A 14441-nucleotide genomic window follows, 5' to 3' on the forward strand; every position below is an offset into this window, starting at 1 on the left:
CTGCAATGGGTGCACTGGTTCAACCACACCCGACTGCTCGAGCCGATTGGTTATATTCCACCGGCCGAAGCTGAGGCAAACTACTTCCGGCAACTCGCCGAGAAGACAGAGACCGCAGTTTTAACTTAAACCAACCGGCCTCCTCGAAACCCGGGGCGATTCAATGTGCCACAAACCCGAGGCCTGGAAGTGAATCCGACTAAAGTTGTCCGCGAACGGATAAAGACGCTCACGGATCTCCCGAACATTGGCAAGGCGGGGGCTGCAGATCTGAACTTGCTTGGCATCGAGAAACCGAGTGATCTTGTCGGGCGCGATCCGTATGAGATGTACGCGGAACTTTGCATCATCAGAGGGTGCAGGCAGGACCCGTGTGTGATCGACGTTTTTATGTCAGTGACGCGTTTTGTGGGCGGGGACGATCCGAAGCCTTGGTGGACGTACTCGGCTGAGCGCAAGAAGGCGATGCAAGGTCGGCGCGAAGCATGACGGACGGTGTATGACTCCACGCGACACAGCGCCTGCGGCCGAGGCACGAACGACCTCTGGCAGCAGCTCCGCGCACCTGTGGGCCGACCTGCGCGCAGCGCTGCGCGGCACGAACGCCGATTACACGCGTATTCCCCTGAAGCGCGCGGTGTTCCTGCTGGCCGTGCCGATGATGCTGGAGCTGGTGCTCGAGTCGACCTTCGCAGTGGTCGACATCTTCTTCGTCGCCAAGCTCGGATCGTCCGCGGTGGCCACCGTCGGCCTGACCGAGACCTATCTGTTCCTGCTCTACTCGATCGCGATGGGGCTGGCGATGGCGGTCACCGCGATCGTCGCGCGGCGTGTCGGCGAGCATCGGGGCGATGAGGCGGCACTGTCGGCGGTGCAGGCCATCGTGGTGGCGGTACTTGTTTCGCTGCCGTTTGCCGTGGTGGGCATCGTCTGGGCGCAGGACCTGCTGCGGCTGATGGGGGCTGACGCCTGGGCCATCGAGCACGGCTACCGCTACACCCAGTGGATGCTCGGCGGCAACGCGGTGATCCTGCTGCTGTTCGTCATCAACGCCATCTTCCGCGGCGCGGGCGATGCGGCGGCGGCGATGCGCGTGCTGTGGGTCGCAAACGCGTTGAACATCGCGCTCGACCCGATCCTGATCTTCGGTTTGGGGCCGATCCCGCCACTCGGCATCGAGGGCGCGGCGATCGCGACCAACATCGGGCGCGGCGCGGGTGTGCTGATGCAGCTGTGGATTCTCGTGCGCGGCAGCGAACACCTGCGCATCCGGCGCGCCAGCCTGCGCTGGCATGGTGCCACCCTGATGCAGATCGTGCGCACCTCGTTGGGCGGCATCGGCCAGATGATCGTTTCGATGACGGCGTGGATCTTCCTGATGCGCATCCTCGCCAGCGTGTCGACCGAGGCGGTTGCCGGAGCGACGATCACGATACGCGTCATGATGTTCACGCTGATGCCGGCCTGGGGCATGTCCAATGCCGCCGCTACGCTGGTCGGGCAGAACCTCGGTGCGGGCGAGCCTGAGCGCGCCGAGGCCGCCGTGTGGCGTATCGGCTGGATGAACATGGCCTTCACGCTCGCGGTGTCGGTCGCGTTCTTCTTCCTGCACAACGAACTCGTCGCGCTGTTTTCCGATGACCCTCGGGTCATCGCCATCGGCGGCGAATGGCTGGCCATCCTGGCGTATTCCTACTTCGTCTATGGCTGGTGGATGGTGTCGGTGCAGGCTTTCAACGGCGCGGGCGACACGATGACGCCGACCTGGATCAACCTCGTGTTCTTCTGGCTGATCCAGATTCCGCTGGCCTGGGTCCTGGCGCTGCCCCTGGGGTGGGCGCACTCGGGCGTGTTCTGGGGCGTATTCATCTCCGAGACCGCGGTCGGACTGTTTACGCTGTGGCTGTTCAGCCGTGGCCGATGGAAGACGGCAAAGGTCTGACCGCAGCGCTGGGGATGCATAATTTTCGACAAGCCTTCAACGAACCCACCCGAAAGGAAACGCGTCGCGATGGACATCCCGCGGATATTCAACATCACCGAAAGCGCTCACCGCATCCACAACCCGATCACACCCGAGAAGCTCGCCACGCTCGGCGCGGCGCTGCGCCTGGAGGCGGGGAGCCGAGTGCTCGACCTTGGCAGCGGTTCGGGGGAGATGCTGTGCACCTGGGCACGCGATCACGGCATCGTCGGCACCGGCATCGACCTGAGCCAGCTATTCACCGAGCAGGCGAAACGGCGGGCGGCTGAGCTCGGTGTCGCCGATCAGGTCAGCTTCATCCATGGCGACGCCGCGGGCCATGTCTCCGACCAGAAGGTCGATGTCGCCGCCTGTCTCGGCGCCACCTGGATCGGTGGGGGCGTGGCCGGCACGATCGAGCTGCTGGCGCGCAGCCTGCGCCCGGGCGGGATAATCCTGGTCGGCGAGCCCTACTGGCGGCAGCTGCCGCCGACGGAGGAGTTTGCCAAGGGCTGTCTTGCCGGCTCGATCGCCGACTTTCTGATGCTGCCGAAGCTGCTCGCGTCGTTCGGGCGGCTTGGCTACGACGTCGTTGAAATGGTGCTGGCCGATCAGGACGGCTGGGACAGATACGAGGCAGCCAAATGGCTCACCATGCGGCGATGGCTTGAGGCCAATCCCGGCGACGAGTTGGAGGAGGAGGTTCGGGCCCAACTGAGCTCGGAGCCCGAGCGCTACGCCGCTTACACGCGCGAATACCTGGGCTGGGGCGTGTTCGCGCTGATGCCGCGGGCCAGATGATCAAGCCGGCGGCGCAATCCGCAGCGGAATCGTTACCGGCCCGTCGTTGACCAACTGCACCTTCATGTCGGCAGCGAAGCGCCCGGTCTGGACGATGGGGTGCGCGGCCTGCGCCCGGGCGACGAAATGTTCGTACAGCGCCTTGCCGGTCTGAGGATCGGCGGCGTTGGTGAAGCTCGGGCGGTTGCCGCCCGCGGTGTCGGCAGCGAGGGTGAACTGGCTGACGATGAGCAGCCCGCCTGCCACGTCCTGCACCGAGCGGTTCATCTTGCCGGCCTCGTCGGAAAAGATCCGCAGCTTAAGCACCTTGGCGAGCAGTTTGTCGGCCTCGGCGGGGGTGTCGCCGCGCTCGGCGCACACCAGCGCGAGCAGGCCTGGGCCGATCTCGCCGATTGTTTCACCGTCGACGATCACGCGCGCTTCGGAGACGCGTTGCAGCACTGCGAGCATTCGGGCTCCTTCACAAGAAAGACGCCACCCGCAGGTGGCGTCGCGAGCGATGGCGGCCGTCGCGCTGGCGACGGCAGGTGGGGTCAGACCGCGGCCAGCGCCTGCTCCAGATCCGCGATGATGTCGTCGATGTGCTCGATGCCGATCGACAGGCGCACCATGTCGGGCGATACGCCGGCCTTGGCCAGTTCCGCCGGCGACAGCTGGCGGTGGGTGGTCGAGGCGGGGTGGCAGGCGAGTGACTTGGCGTCGCCGATGTTGACCAGGCGGGTGATGAGCTTGAGGGCGTCCTGGAAACGGCCGCCGGCTTCGAGCCCGCCCTTCACGCCAAACGACAGGATGCCCGAGGCGCGGCCACCCATGTACTTCTGCACCAGGCCGTGGTCGGCGTGGTCGGCCAGGCCTGCATAGTTCACCCAGTCGACCTTGGCGTGCTTCTTCAGGTACTCGGCCACCTTGATGGTGTTGGTGCAGATGCGGTCCATGCGCAGTGCCAGCGTTTCGATGCCCTGCAGGATCAGGAAGCTGTTGAAGGGCGAGATGGCTGCGCCGGTGTTGCGCAGCGGCACCACGCGCGCACGGCCGATGAAGGCGGCGGCACCGAGGGCTTCGGTATAGACCACGCCGTGGTAGGACACGTCGGGTTCGTTGAGGCGCTTGAAGCGCGCCTTGTGCTCGGCCCAAGGGAACTTGCCCGAATCGACGATGATGCCGCCGATCGAGTTGCCGTGGCCGCCGAGGTACTTGGTGAGTGCGTGCACCACGATGTCGGCACCGTGCTCGAAGGGGCGGCACAGGTAGGGCGAGGGCACGGTGTTGTCGACGATCAGCGGCACGCCGGCCTTGTGCGCGATCTCGGCCAGGCGGCCGATGTCGGTGACGTTGCCCAGCGGGTTGCCGACCGATTCGCAGAAGATCGCCTTGGTGCGTTCGTCGATCAGCGCAGCGAAGCTGTCCGGGTCGCGGTAGTCGGCGAAGCGCACCTGGATGCCGAACTGCGGCAGGGTGTGGGCGAACAGGTTGTAGGTGCCACCGTACAGCGTCGACGCCGAGATGATGTTGTCGCCGGCTTCGGCGATGGTCTGGATTGCGTAGGTGATCGCCGACATACCCGAGGCCACGGCTAGCGCGCCGATGCCGCCTTCCAGTTCGGCGACGCGCTGCTCGAGCACCGCGGTGGTCGGGTTCATGATGCGGGTGTAGATGTTGCCCTGCACCTTGAGGTCGAACAGGTCCGCGCCGTGCTGGGTGTCGTCGAAGGCGTAGGAGGTGGTCTGGTAGATCGGCACCGCGACGGCCTTGGTGGTCGGATCGGGCGAATAGCCGCCGTGCACGGCGATGGTTTCGAGCTTCATGTGTCAGGTCTCCCCTTCGGTGAAAGTGCCGGGGAGTATAGCCAGCGCGCGGGGGATATCGAAATAACGGAACAATCCAAGGCGCTGCCTCAAGAGTGTGCTCGCTATGGGCCAACGCGGCATGACCCGGTACACTCCGCGGCCTGACTCACGCGATATCACCCGGAACCTCATGGCCCAACTCATCCTCAACCCCGGCAAGGAACGCTCGCTGTTCCGCCGCCATCCCTGGATCTTCGCCGGTTCGGTCGACCGCCTCGACGGCCGCGCGCGGCCGGGCGACACGGTGACGGTGGTCACGGCCGAGGGCAAGGCGCTGGCGCGCGCGGCGTGGTCGCCCGAATCGCAGATCCGAGCCCGGGTGTGGAGCTTCGACGCCGAGGCGGCGATCGACCACGCCTTCTTCAAGCGCGCGGTGGCGGCCTCGGTCGCGCGGCGCGCGGCGATTCCGGCGCTGCGCGGGCAGGAGGGCGTGCGCCTGATCCACGGCGAGTCCGACGGGCTGCCCGGCGTGATCGCCGACCGCTACGGCGACGTGGTGGTGCTCCAGCTCACCAGCGCCGGCGCGGACAAATGGCGCGAGGCCATCGTCGCCGGGCTGGTGCAGGCTACCGGCTGCGCGGCGATCTACGAGCGTTCGGACTCCGAAGTGCGCGGGCTGGAAGGCCTGGCGCCGCGCACTGGCTGCGTGCATGGCGAACTGCCGGCGGGCGGGCTGACCATCGTCGAGAACGGCGTGCGCATGGAGGTGGATGTGGAGGGCGGCCACAAGACCGGCTTCTACCTCGACCAACGCGACAACCGCCTGCTGACCGGCCAGCTCGCCGCCGGGCGCGACGTGCTCAACTGCTTCTGCTACACCGGCGGTTTTTCGCTGCAGGCGCTGGCCGGCGGGGCGAAGTCGGTACTGTCGATCGACTCTTCCGGGCCGGCGCTGGAATCGGCGCGGCGCAACCTCGCGCTCAACCCGCAACTGGACGCGACCCGCGCCGACTGGCACGAGGCCGACGTGTTCAAGGCGCTGCGCAACCTCAAGGACGAAGGCCAGCGCTTCGACCTGATCGTGCTCGACCCGCCCAAGTTCGCACCCTCGGCCGCGCACGCGGATCGTGCCGCGCGCGCCTACAAGGACATCAACCTGTTCGGTTTTCGCCTGCTCAACCCGGGCGGCATCCTGATGACCTATTCCTGCTCGGGCGGCATCGGCCAGGAGCTGTTCCAGAAGATCGTCGCCGGCGCCGCCACCGATGCCGGGGTCGACGCACGCATCATCTACCGCCTGTCGGCCGCGCCGGACCATCCGATCGGGCTGGCGGTCCCGGAGGGCGAGTACCTCAAGGGCCTGGCCTGCCAGGTGGGTTGAACTGCGCCGCCACCGCCAGATGCCGAGACAAGGACACGCTGTTGTGTCCGATCGTCCGGCCTCAGGCATCATGGCGCCCCCCGCACTCCGATAACCGCAAACAAGGCCCCGCATGTACCCCATCCACGATACCGACGCCCAGTTGCTGCTGGCCACCCTGCTTGCCTCGAAGCGGCGGCCCGCTGCGCTGGCGGAGATTGTGGCCGCCGCCGAATTCATGGGCTACCCCGTGACCGCGCCCAAGGCCTGGGCGAGCGCGTTCGAGCGTTTCTCCACCCACGGCCTGCTGGTGGCCGAGGGCGAAGGCTACGTACTCACGGCGGTTGCGCAGGCGATGGCCGGCGGTTTGCCGAAGAAAGCGGAGACCGACGAGCGCGTCTTCCTGGTGCGCGAAAAGCTGTCCGCCTACAAGCCGCTCGCCGAAAGCGCAGCGATCGAGATGAGCGCCGAGCAGTTCGAGGCCGCCCTCGCGGAACATGCCGCGCTGTCGCAGCAGGGTGGCAAGAACCTGCTGATGCCCAAGCCCAAGCGCGATGACGACGACCGTCCGCGCCGCCCGCAAGGCCGTCGCCCGTTTGGCAACGCCCGCCGCCGTCCGTGATGGCGCATCGCTTGCGCGAGGCCTGCCTGCAATGATCCCGTCCGCTGCATCTCCTCCGCCTGCCGACAGTCGCGGTTCGCGCGTGGCACTGATCTTCGCGCTGACGGCGGAGCGACTGTCGATCTGGTACGAGCACGGCCAATGGCCGACCGAGGCCCAGGGCGCCACGCTGGCGGCGGACTGGCTGGCGCGCACCAGGCGCACCCTGCCGCTGGCCGAGCGCCGCCACCTGTCCGACCTCAGTGACCAGCTCGCGCGCCAGATCGCCGGCACCTTGTCGCGCGAGGCGGGGCTGTACACCACCCACGAAATGATGGAAGCACTGGACCCGAACTACGAGTCCGAGCTGGCGCAGTCGCTGATGGCCGAGTGCCAACGCCTGCTCGACGCTGATCCCGGTCCGGGGCAGGCGTAACTACGACACTTCGGCATCAGCCGAAGCGGGTCGGCGGCACCGTTTGCCCCACGCTGTCGGCTTCCGTCAACGGCTCGCCCGCCACCGTGCGCAGCGGGATCACGCCGGCCCACACCGGCCAGTCCAGATCCTCCGCGTCGTCCTTCACCCCCCAGTCGCGCACCTTGGCGGCGGCTTCGCTCAGCGCGATACGCAGCAGCCCGGTGGCGTTCAGTTCCTTGTCGGTGATCGGGCGCAAGGTGTCCCAGCGGCCCGGGTAGAGGCCGTCGATGAAGGCGCGCAGGCTGGCGAGCTTGTGTGCGGGATCGGTCACCAGCTCGAAGCGGCCGTAGATGACCACCGAGCGGTAGTTCATCGAGTGGTGCATCGCCGAACGCGCCAGCACCAGCCCGTCGGCCAGGGCGATCGTCACGCAGGCCTCGCTTTCGGTCAGCGCCTTCAGCATGCGCGACGCCTTGGCGCCGTGGATGTAGAGATGATTGCCCTCGCGCCAGTGGATCGTGGGGATCGCATGCACCATGCCGTCGATCTGGAATGCAACGGTGCAGATCATCGCGGCGTCGACGATGGCAGCGACAGTGGCGGCGTCGTAGTGCGCGCGCTCCGGCAGGCGGCGGACGCGGGTGCGCGGGGAGGGGGCGGATTGGGGCATGGTGAGGCGATTCCGGTGGTTTCGATGGTGTCATCGTAGGTCCTCGGTGGTACCTTCCATAGCGCCACAAAATTCATCATTGATGGAGCCACGATGGAGCTCGACTGGCTGCTGTTCCCGCCCTTGCCCGAGGCCGTGCCGCGCCAGCGCGTGCTCTACCTGCGCCTGCGCGAGGGCGTGCTGTCGGGACGGCTGCCCGCCGGCATGCGCCTTCCTGCCAGCCGCAGCCTGGCCGCGACGCTGGGTGTCGCGCGCAACACGGTGCTGTTCGCCTACGAACAGTTGGTCGCTGAGGGTTGTCTGGTCGCGGACCGCCAGGGCACTTGCGTGGCGCTGCTGCCGGCGCGGGGCGCGGCATGTGTGACGACGGCCGCTTCATCGACGGCGCCACCCGGGCTTTCCGTACGCGCCTCGGCGGCGTGCCAGCGCGAGCCGGCACGCGATGCCGAGGCGCTGCCGTTCTCGCCCGGTGTGCCGGATTTCGGCGCATTCCCTTTCCGCAGCTGGCGCGCCTGCCTCGAGCGCGCGTGGCGCGATGCCGGCTGGCGTCAGCTGGGCTATGCCGCGCACGGCGGTGACCCGCTGTTGCGCGAGGCCCTGGCGGATCATCTGACCGCCGTGCGCGGGCTGGCCGTGACGCCCGGGCAGATCGTCGTCACCAGCGGCACGCAGGCCGCGCTGGATCTCTGCGCCCGGCTGCTGGCCGATCATGGCGACACCGCGTGGGTGGAGAACCCCGGCTATCTCGCTGCCCGCGTCGCCTTTGGGCTGGCGGGGCTGCAGGTGCATGACGTCACCGTCGATGCGCAAGGATTGGCGCCGGACGAGGACGACTGGGGCCGCCATCGCCCGCGGCTGATCATGGTGACGCCCTCGCACCAGTACCCCACCGGCCGCGTGATGCCGCTGTCGCGCCGCCTGGCCCTGATCGAACGTGCCCGCGACGCGGGCGCCTGGATCGTCGAGGATGACTACGACAGCGAGTTCCGCCGCACCGGCCCGGCGCCGCCCGCGCTGTTCGGCCTGCAGCCCGATGCGCCGGTCGTCTATGCCGGCACCTTCAGCAAGACGCTCTATCCCGGGCTGCGCCTCGGCTATCTGGTGCTGCCGCGGGCGATTGCCGACGACTTCGTCCACGCCGCGGCGCTGGCCACGCGCGCGGGGCAGGGCATCGAGCAGCGTGCGCTGGCCGATTTCATCCGGCGCGGCCACTACACCACGCACCTGCGCCGCATGCGTGCGCGCTACAACAGCCGGCAGGCGGCGCTGCGCACGGCCCTGCAGCAGGCCTTCGGGCCGGATGCGGCCTTGTCCGGCGGGGAGGCCGGGCTGCATCTGGTGATGTGGTTGCCTGATCAGGCGTGCGACGTGGCCGTGGCGCAACGCGCTGCCGCGCTGGGTCTGGGCGTGCGGGTGCTGTCCGCCTACTCCCGGCCGCCGGTGCGCTGCAACGGCCTAGTGCTGGGCTACGGCAATCTGGACGAGGGCAATGTCGGCGGGGCGGTGCGGCGCCTGAAGCTGGCGTTGGACGGGTGATGCTTGTGCGGCAGGGAAGGGCGTATCCTTTCGTGGCGCCGCAGCGCCTGGGCTGGCGTGTCGCGTGCCGGGTTCTCCCCGCTCTCATGGCCATGACGGCGGACGTCGAGACTGGAGGAGCGAATGATGTCGGTTCCAAACGAAACATCCGTATTGATCCAGACCCTGTCACCCGATGCCGGGCGCGAGCTGACGGATGCCATCCAGGATCTCGAGGCGGCGGGTCTCGGGTGCACCGTCGAGCATCGCGACCTGGGACCACAGGCCTTCGTCGAATGGCTCTTCCCGACCGCTGTTCTGATCTGGGTGGGGGAAAAGTACTTCGGTGCGATGCTGGCCGAGGCCGGCAAGGACCACTACCAGATGCTCAAGCGCGGCCTGGGCAGGCTTTACGACAAGGCGCTGAGTCGCGGTGCTTCGGTGATCCGTCGCTTGCGAAGGCAGGACGGTTCTCTGGTTGCCGACGCGTATTTCTCGGGCAACCTGTCTTTCGCCTATGCCTCCCCCGAGGGCTGGACGGTAAAGCTGCTGTTTCCGCTGGACGTCTCGGCCTCGCAATACGAGCGGGCCTGCGTGGCCTTCGCTGGCCTGATCGCGGACCATGCGCGCGACCGGTCGCGATCGGTGCTGGAGGCCGAGATCCAGTCGCTTGCCGAAGAGAAGGCCTCGATCCTGCCGGACGAGATCACGCCCGCGCATTTGCGCGGCAGCGTGCGCCTGCTGGTGTTCTGGAACTCGGGCGAGGGCTGCTTCCATGTGCCGGACCCGGGCGAATCCGGCTACCGCGGCGAACTGGTGTCTCGCCCATTGGGTGCGGTGGCGTGAGATGCCAGGCCACCGCAAATGAATGCGTAGGGGGCCAAGGCGGCGTCCCCCTCGGCCCGTCGTGACGCATTTTGCAGAACGCGGATCAGCGTGCGCCGTAACGCTCCAGCCAGTGCGCGTAGGGCGCCGGCAGCACCCAGGTGGGGCGGTCGATCTTCAGTGCGCGCGCGGCCTGCATCGGCCAGTGCGGGTTGGCGAGATGGGCGCGGCCGACCATGACGAGGTCGAGCTGGCCTTTGGCGACCGTGCCGTCGGCGATTTGCGGATCGTCGATGCCCCAGGCGGAGGCGACGGGCAGGCCGGCTTCGGCACGCACGCGACCGGCGATGGGGGCGAGGAAGGCCGGGCCCCAGGGGATGTTGGCCTGCAGGGTCGAGAAACCGACGCTGACGCTCAGCAAGTCGAGCCCGCCCTGCCTGAAGTTGCGCGCCAGCTCGATCGATTCCGCTAGCGTCTCCTCATCGCGGCCGTCGTATTCGATGACGCCGAAGCGGGCGGTCAGCGGCAGATGCTCCGGCCATACCTCGCGCACGGCGGCCAGCGTCTCGAGCAGGAACCGGCTGCGGTTCTCCAGGCTGCCGCCATAGGCGTCGTCGCGCTGGTTGGCATGCACCGAGAAGAAGCTCTGGCCGAGATAGCCGTGGGCGAAGTGCAGTTCCAGCCACTCGAAGCCGGCGTCGCGTGCCCGCCGGGCGGCGGCGACGAAGTCGGCGCGCACGCGGGCGATGTCGTCCAGCGTCATCGCCTTGGGCACTTTCGGCAGGTGGGCGCCGAAGGGGACGGCCGAGGGCGAGATCGTCGCCCAGCCTCGGGGGGCGCCCTCGGCGATGTGGTCGTCGCCTTCCCACGGGCGGTTGGCGCTGGCCTTGCGGCCGGCGTGGCCGATCTGGATGCCCGGCACGGCGCCGGCGGCCTTGATGGACGCGGCGACGGGGGCGAGCGCTGCGGCCTGGGTGTCGTTCCACAGACCCAGGCAACCCGGGGTGATCCGGCCCTCCGGCGAGACGGCGGTGGCCTCGACGATGACAAGGCCGGCGCCGCCGCGCGCGAGCGCCGGGTAATGCACCGCATGCCAGTCATTGACGACGCCATCGGTGGCCATGTACTGGCACATCGGCGGAATGGCGATGCGGTTGCGCAGGGTGACGTCCTTGAGCTTTAAGGGTTGAAACAGTGCGGTCATGCGTGATCCTTTTTCGGTGTTCTTGTGCGAGTCGGTTGGGGTTGAGGGTGGGGCCGTGCTTACACGCAGGCTTCGAGGATGCGGCGGCTGGTGGCGAGGTCGATGTCGCGGTGCTCGCCGAGCTTCTTCATGCCGTGGGCCTCGAGCTGGGCGACGATGCGGTCGACCGCGTCGGCACCGATGCCGTAGTCGGACAGGCGGGTCTTGACGCCGACCGACTCGAAGAAGGCGCGTGTGTGGGCGATGGCCGCGTCGATGCGCTCGTCTTCCGTGCCGGAGTGGATGTCCCACACGCGTGCGGCGAACTGCAGCAGCTTGGCGCGCTTGGTATCGCGACGCTGCTGGAGCAGGTTGGGCAGCACGATGGCCAGCGTCTGCGCATGGTCGAGACCGTACAGGGCGGTGATCTCGTGGCCGATCATGTGGGTCGCCCAGTCCTGCGGCACGCCGGCGCCGATGAGGCCGTTGAGCGCCTGGGTAGCGGTCCACATCAGATTGGCGCGCACGTCGTAGTCCTCGGGCGTGGCCAGCGCCTGCGGGCCGACTTCGATCAGCGTTTGCAGCAGGCTCTCCGCGTAGCGATCCTGCACCGGCGCATTGACCGGGTAGGTCATGTACTGCTCCATCACATGCACGAAGGCATCGACCGCGCCGTTGGCGATCTGGCGCGGGGGCAGGGTGAAGGTCTTGACCGGATCCAGAACCGAGAAGCGCGGGAACACCAGCGGGCTGGCGAAGCTGAGCTTGGCCTGCAGCGACTTGCGGGTGACGACGGAGAAGCAGTTCATTTCCGAGCCGGTGGCGGGCAGGGTCAGCACGCAGCCCATCGGCAGGGCCTGGTTGACGTGCTTGCCACCGGTCTCGAGGATGTTCCACGGTTCGCCGGCGTAGTTCACCGCCGCGGCGACGAACTTGGTGCCGTCGATGACCGAACCACCGCCGACGGCGAGCAGGAAGTCGAGCTTCTCGCGGCGGATCTGCTCGACCGCGCCCATCAGGGTCTCGTAGGCCGGGTTGGGTTCGATGCCGCCGAAGCGCTGCACGGTACGTGCGCCGAGCGCGGCCTCGACCTCGGCGAGGGTGCCGTTGCGTTCGGCGCTGCCGCCGCCGTACAGCACCAGCACGCGGGCGTCGGCGGGCACGAGTTCGTCGAGGCGCGCGATGCTGTCCTTGCCGAAGACGATGCGGGTGGGGTTGTAGTAGTCGAAGTTCAGCATGTCAGCTCCTGTTGCCGCCTTGTGTGCGGTCTTTGGGATGAAAAAATTAGACCGGTCGTCTAGTATTCGGGCAAAAAATCATGGGCCGAGCAGGCCTTGGGTGGCTGCCCAGGCATGCTCGAGCGGGCTTTCGTCGCGGTGCAGCTTGGCGAGCAGGCTGGCGCCGAGCCAGAGCTGGTAAAGCGTGCGTGCCGTGGGCAGGGGATCGAGCGCCGGCAATGAACCGTCGGCGACGCCGCTCGACACGCAGTCGGCGAGGCGGCCGATGATGCGGTCGGTGCCGTCGCGCAGCGTGAGCCGCATCGCTTCCGACAGGTCTGCCACCTCGGCGCCGAGCTTGACCACGAGGCACTTCTGTTCGTCGCAGCTTTCCCGACCCTGCGTGCTGCGCCATTGGCCGAAGTAGCGCAGGAGTTGCGTCCTGCCGTCCAGCCCGGGCGTGCCGAACAGCGTGTCGAGCTGGCCAAGGTAGTTGTCGAAGTAGTCCTGCAGCAAGGCCTGGCCGAAGGCTTCCTTCGACTTGAAGTAGTGATAGAACGAGCCTTTGGGCACATCCGAGGCCTGCAGCAGTTCCGCGAGACCGACGCAGGAGAAGCCCTTGGCCGCGATGATGCGGTTGCCGGTGTCGAGGATGTGCTGGCGGGTATCGGTGTGGCGCGAACTCATGACGGCGGATGATACGGTATGATTAGACCGGTCGTCTAGTTTCGCCGTCGGCGAGCGCGAACCCGCATGCGAGGTATATCCCCGACGTACGTCCCTTAAAGCGGTACATTTCACACTCGTATCAGAAAACAAGAAATTGCTCATGAAGAAGAATCTCTGGCTGCTGGCCATCGCCCAGGGCCTGTTCCTGACCAACAACGTGGTCTTCATCGCCATCAACGGCCTGGTCGGCCTGACCCTGGCGCCGGTGGCCTGGATGGCGACCCTGCCGGTGATGGGCTACGTGGTCGGTGGCGCGATGTCCACCGGCCTGGTGGCGCGCAGCCAGCAGCGCTGGGGACGCAAGACGTCCTTCCAGCTCGGCCTGCTGGTGGCGCTGCTGACGGCGCTGCTGTGCGCGCTGGCCCTGTACCTGCGCAGCTTCTGGCTGCTGGTGGCGGGCACCGTGATCGCCGGCTACTACAGCGCCAACGGCCAGCTCTACCGTTTTGCCGCGGGCGAGCTGGCGCCGCCGTCCTTCCGCGAGAAAGCGGTCTCACTGGTGCTGGCGGGCGGGCTGCTGGGCGCAGTCGTCGGCCCCAACCTGGCCAACTACACGCGCGAGTCGATGGGTGCGCCTTTCCTCGGCTCCTACCTCTCACTGGCGGTGGTCGCGCTGGTCTCGATGGCGGTAATGGCCGGCATCCAGTTTCCGCCCGAGCCGCCCAAGGCCGCAGGCAGCGGCGGCGGCCGTCCGCTGCGCGAGATCGTGCGGCAGCCTGTGTTCATCGTGTCCACCGTGGGCGCCGCGCTGGGCTACGGCGTCATGAACCTGCTGATGGCGGCAACGCCGCTGGCGATGGACGTGTGCGGCATGCCGTTCTCGGACGCCGCGCTGGTGCTGGAATGGCACGTGATCGGCATGTTCGCGCCGGGCTTCTTCACCGGGCACCTGATCAAGCGCTTCGGCGTGCTGCAGATCATGGGCGTCGGGGTCGCGCTGAACCTCGCCTGCATCGTGGTGGCGCTGTCGGGGCAGGACCTGCACCAGTTCCTCGTCGGACTCTTCCTGCTCGGCGTGGGCTGGAACTTCCTCTTCACCGGCAGCACCACGCTGGCGATGCAGGCCTATCGCCCGGAGGAAAAGGACAAGGCGCAGGCTGCGATCAACTTCGCGGTGTTCGCCACCATGGCGGTGACGTCGTTCGCGTCCGGCGCGCTGGTCACGACTCAGGGCTGGACGCTGCTGAACGTGGGCTCGCTGGCGCCGGTGGCGCTGACGGGCGTCGCGCTGGTCTGGCTGGCACTGCGCCGTCGGCGCGAGGCGGAGATTCAGCGCGGCTGACGCAACGCAGCGCCGATGTTGCGGCGCAAAAATTTACGAGATCTTTACGCGGGTACGCCTAAGCTGCGGGCCGTTCAATTCGAGCGGCCC

The 14441-nt window shown here is 67.6% G+C and carries 15 protein-coding genes and 1 pseudogene; 10 read left to right on the top strand and 6 right to left on the bottom strand.

Annotated elements, in window-relative coordinates:
- The 4 genes and pseudogenes from CGK74_RS18660 to CGK74_RS05390 form a co-directional block, all read left to right on the top strand.
- Positions 1–129 (top strand): annotated as a pseudogene (locus tag CGK74_RS18660) (IS3 family transposase); the annotation flags it as partial.
- Positions 130–189: 60 nt separating this feature from the next.
- Positions 190–489, top strand: a complete 300-nt coding sequence (locus CGK74_RS05380; protein ID WP_094267481.1) for a helix-hairpin-helix domain-containing protein — start codon at positions 190–192, stop codon at positions 487–489.
- A 10-nt stretch (positions 490–499) separates the two neighbouring features.
- Positions 500–1942, top strand: coding sequence for an MATE family efflux transporter (locus CGK74_RS05385; protein WP_094267482.1), 1443 nt, complete (start codon positions 500–502; stop codon positions 1940–1942).
- A gap of 69 nt (positions 1943–2011) precedes the next feature.
- On the top strand, positions 2012–2764 hold the full coding sequence (locus CGK74_RS05390; RefSeq protein ID WP_094267483.1) for an SAM-dependent methyltransferase: 753 nt from the start codon (positions 2012–2014) through the stop codon (positions 2762–2764).
- On the opposite strand, the gene dtd is transcribed toward CGK74_RS05390, so the two are convergent.
- Together dtd and CGK74_RS05400 are read right to left on the bottom strand one after the other, a co-directional pair.
- Positions 2765–3214: a D-aminoacyl-tRNA deacylase gene (dtd, locus tag CGK74_RS05395; protein WP_094267484.1), complete on the bottom strand. Its 450-nt coding sequence runs from the start codon at positions 3212–3214 to the stop codon at positions 2765–2767. It lies immediately after the preceding gene.
- A gap of 83 nt (positions 3215–3297) precedes the next feature.
- The gene (locus tag CGK74_RS05400; protein WP_094267485.1) at positions 3298–4569 is read right to left on the bottom strand and encodes a bifunctional O-acetylhomoserine aminocarboxypropyltransferase/cysteine synthase; all 1272 of its coding nucleotides are present in this window, start codon (positions 4567–4569) and stop codon (positions 3298–3300) included.
- A gap of 172 nt (positions 4570–4741) precedes the next feature.
- Here CGK74_RS05400 and CGK74_RS05405 point away from each other — a divergent pair, with 172 nt between their 5' ends.
- From CGK74_RS05405 to CGK74_RS05415, 3 genes are all read left to right on the top strand, one after another.
- Positions 4742–5932, top strand: a complete 1191-nt coding sequence (locus CGK74_RS05405) for a class I SAM-dependent rRNA methyltransferase (protein WP_094267486.1) — start codon at positions 4742–4744, stop codon at positions 5930–5932.
- Between the two features lie 112 nt (positions 5933–6044).
- Complete coding sequence (locus tag CGK74_RS05410) at positions 6045–6533, top strand: hypothetical protein (protein WP_094267487.1); 489 nt, start codon at positions 6045–6047, stop codon at positions 6531–6533.
- A 31-nt stretch (positions 6534–6564) separates the two neighbouring features.
- Entirely contained in the window at positions 6565–6948 is a 384-nt protein-coding gene (locus CGK74_RS05415; protein ID WP_004253283.1) for a hypothetical protein, read from the top strand.
- Between the two features lie 16 nt (positions 6949–6964).
- Here CGK74_RS05415 and CGK74_RS05420 read toward each other — a convergent pair whose 3' ends face one another.
- Entirely contained in the window at positions 6965–7600 is a 636-nt protein-coding gene (locus tag CGK74_RS05420; RefSeq protein WP_094267488.1) for a pyridoxamine 5'-phosphate oxidase family protein, read from the bottom strand.
- A gap of 93 nt (positions 7601–7693) precedes the next feature.
- Between CGK74_RS05420 and pdxR the strand changes: the two genes are divergently transcribed.
- Together pdxR and CGK74_RS05430 are read left to right on the top strand one after the other, a co-directional pair.
- Positions 7694–9136 (top strand): MocR-like pyridoxine biosynthesis transcription factor PdxR, encoded by a 1443-nt coding sequence (pdxR, locus tag CGK74_RS05425; protein WP_094267489.1) that lies wholly within the window; start codon positions 7694–7696, stop codon positions 9134–9136.
- Between the two features lie 123 nt (positions 9137–9259).
- Positions 9260–9961, top strand: a complete 702-nt coding sequence (locus CGK74_RS05430) for a hypothetical protein (protein ID WP_133091785.1) — start codon at positions 9260–9262, stop codon at positions 9959–9961.
- An 85-nt stretch (positions 9962–10046) separates the two neighbouring features.
- On the opposite strand, the gene CGK74_RS05435 is transcribed toward CGK74_RS05430, so the two are convergent.
- The 3 genes from CGK74_RS05435 to CGK74_RS05445 form a co-directional block, all read right to left on the bottom strand.
- Entirely contained in the window at positions 10047–11144 is a 1098-nt protein-coding gene (locus CGK74_RS05435; RefSeq protein ID WP_094267491.1) for an NADH:flavin oxidoreductase/NADH oxidase, read from the bottom strand.
- A 59-nt stretch (positions 11145–11203) separates the two neighbouring features.
- Positions 11204–12361, bottom strand: coding sequence for an iron-containing alcohol dehydrogenase (locus CGK74_RS05440; protein WP_094267492.1), 1158 nt, complete (start codon positions 12359–12361; stop codon positions 11204–11206).
- Positions 12362–12439: 78 nt separating this feature from the next.
- Positions 12440–13027 (bottom strand): TetR/AcrR family transcriptional regulator, encoded by a 588-nt coding sequence (locus tag CGK74_RS05445; RefSeq protein ID WP_094267493.1) that lies wholly within the window; start codon positions 13025–13027, stop codon positions 12440–12442.
- A gap of 142 nt (positions 13028–13169) precedes the next feature.
- On the opposite strand from CGK74_RS05445, the gene CGK74_RS05450 reads away from it, so the two are divergent.
- Positions 13170–14351 carry an MFS transporter gene (locus CGK74_RS05450; protein WP_094267494.1) on the top strand — a complete coding sequence of 394 codons (1182 nt, stop codon included), beginning with the start codon at positions 13170–13172 and terminating at the stop codon, positions 14349–14351.
- Positions 14352–14441 lie beyond the last annotated feature (90 nt).

The sequence above is a fragment of the Thauera propionica genome (assembly GCF_002245655.1).
GTDB classification, from domain to species: Bacteria; Pseudomonadota; Gammaproteobacteria; order Burkholderiales; family Rhodocyclaceae; genus Thauera; species Thauera propionica.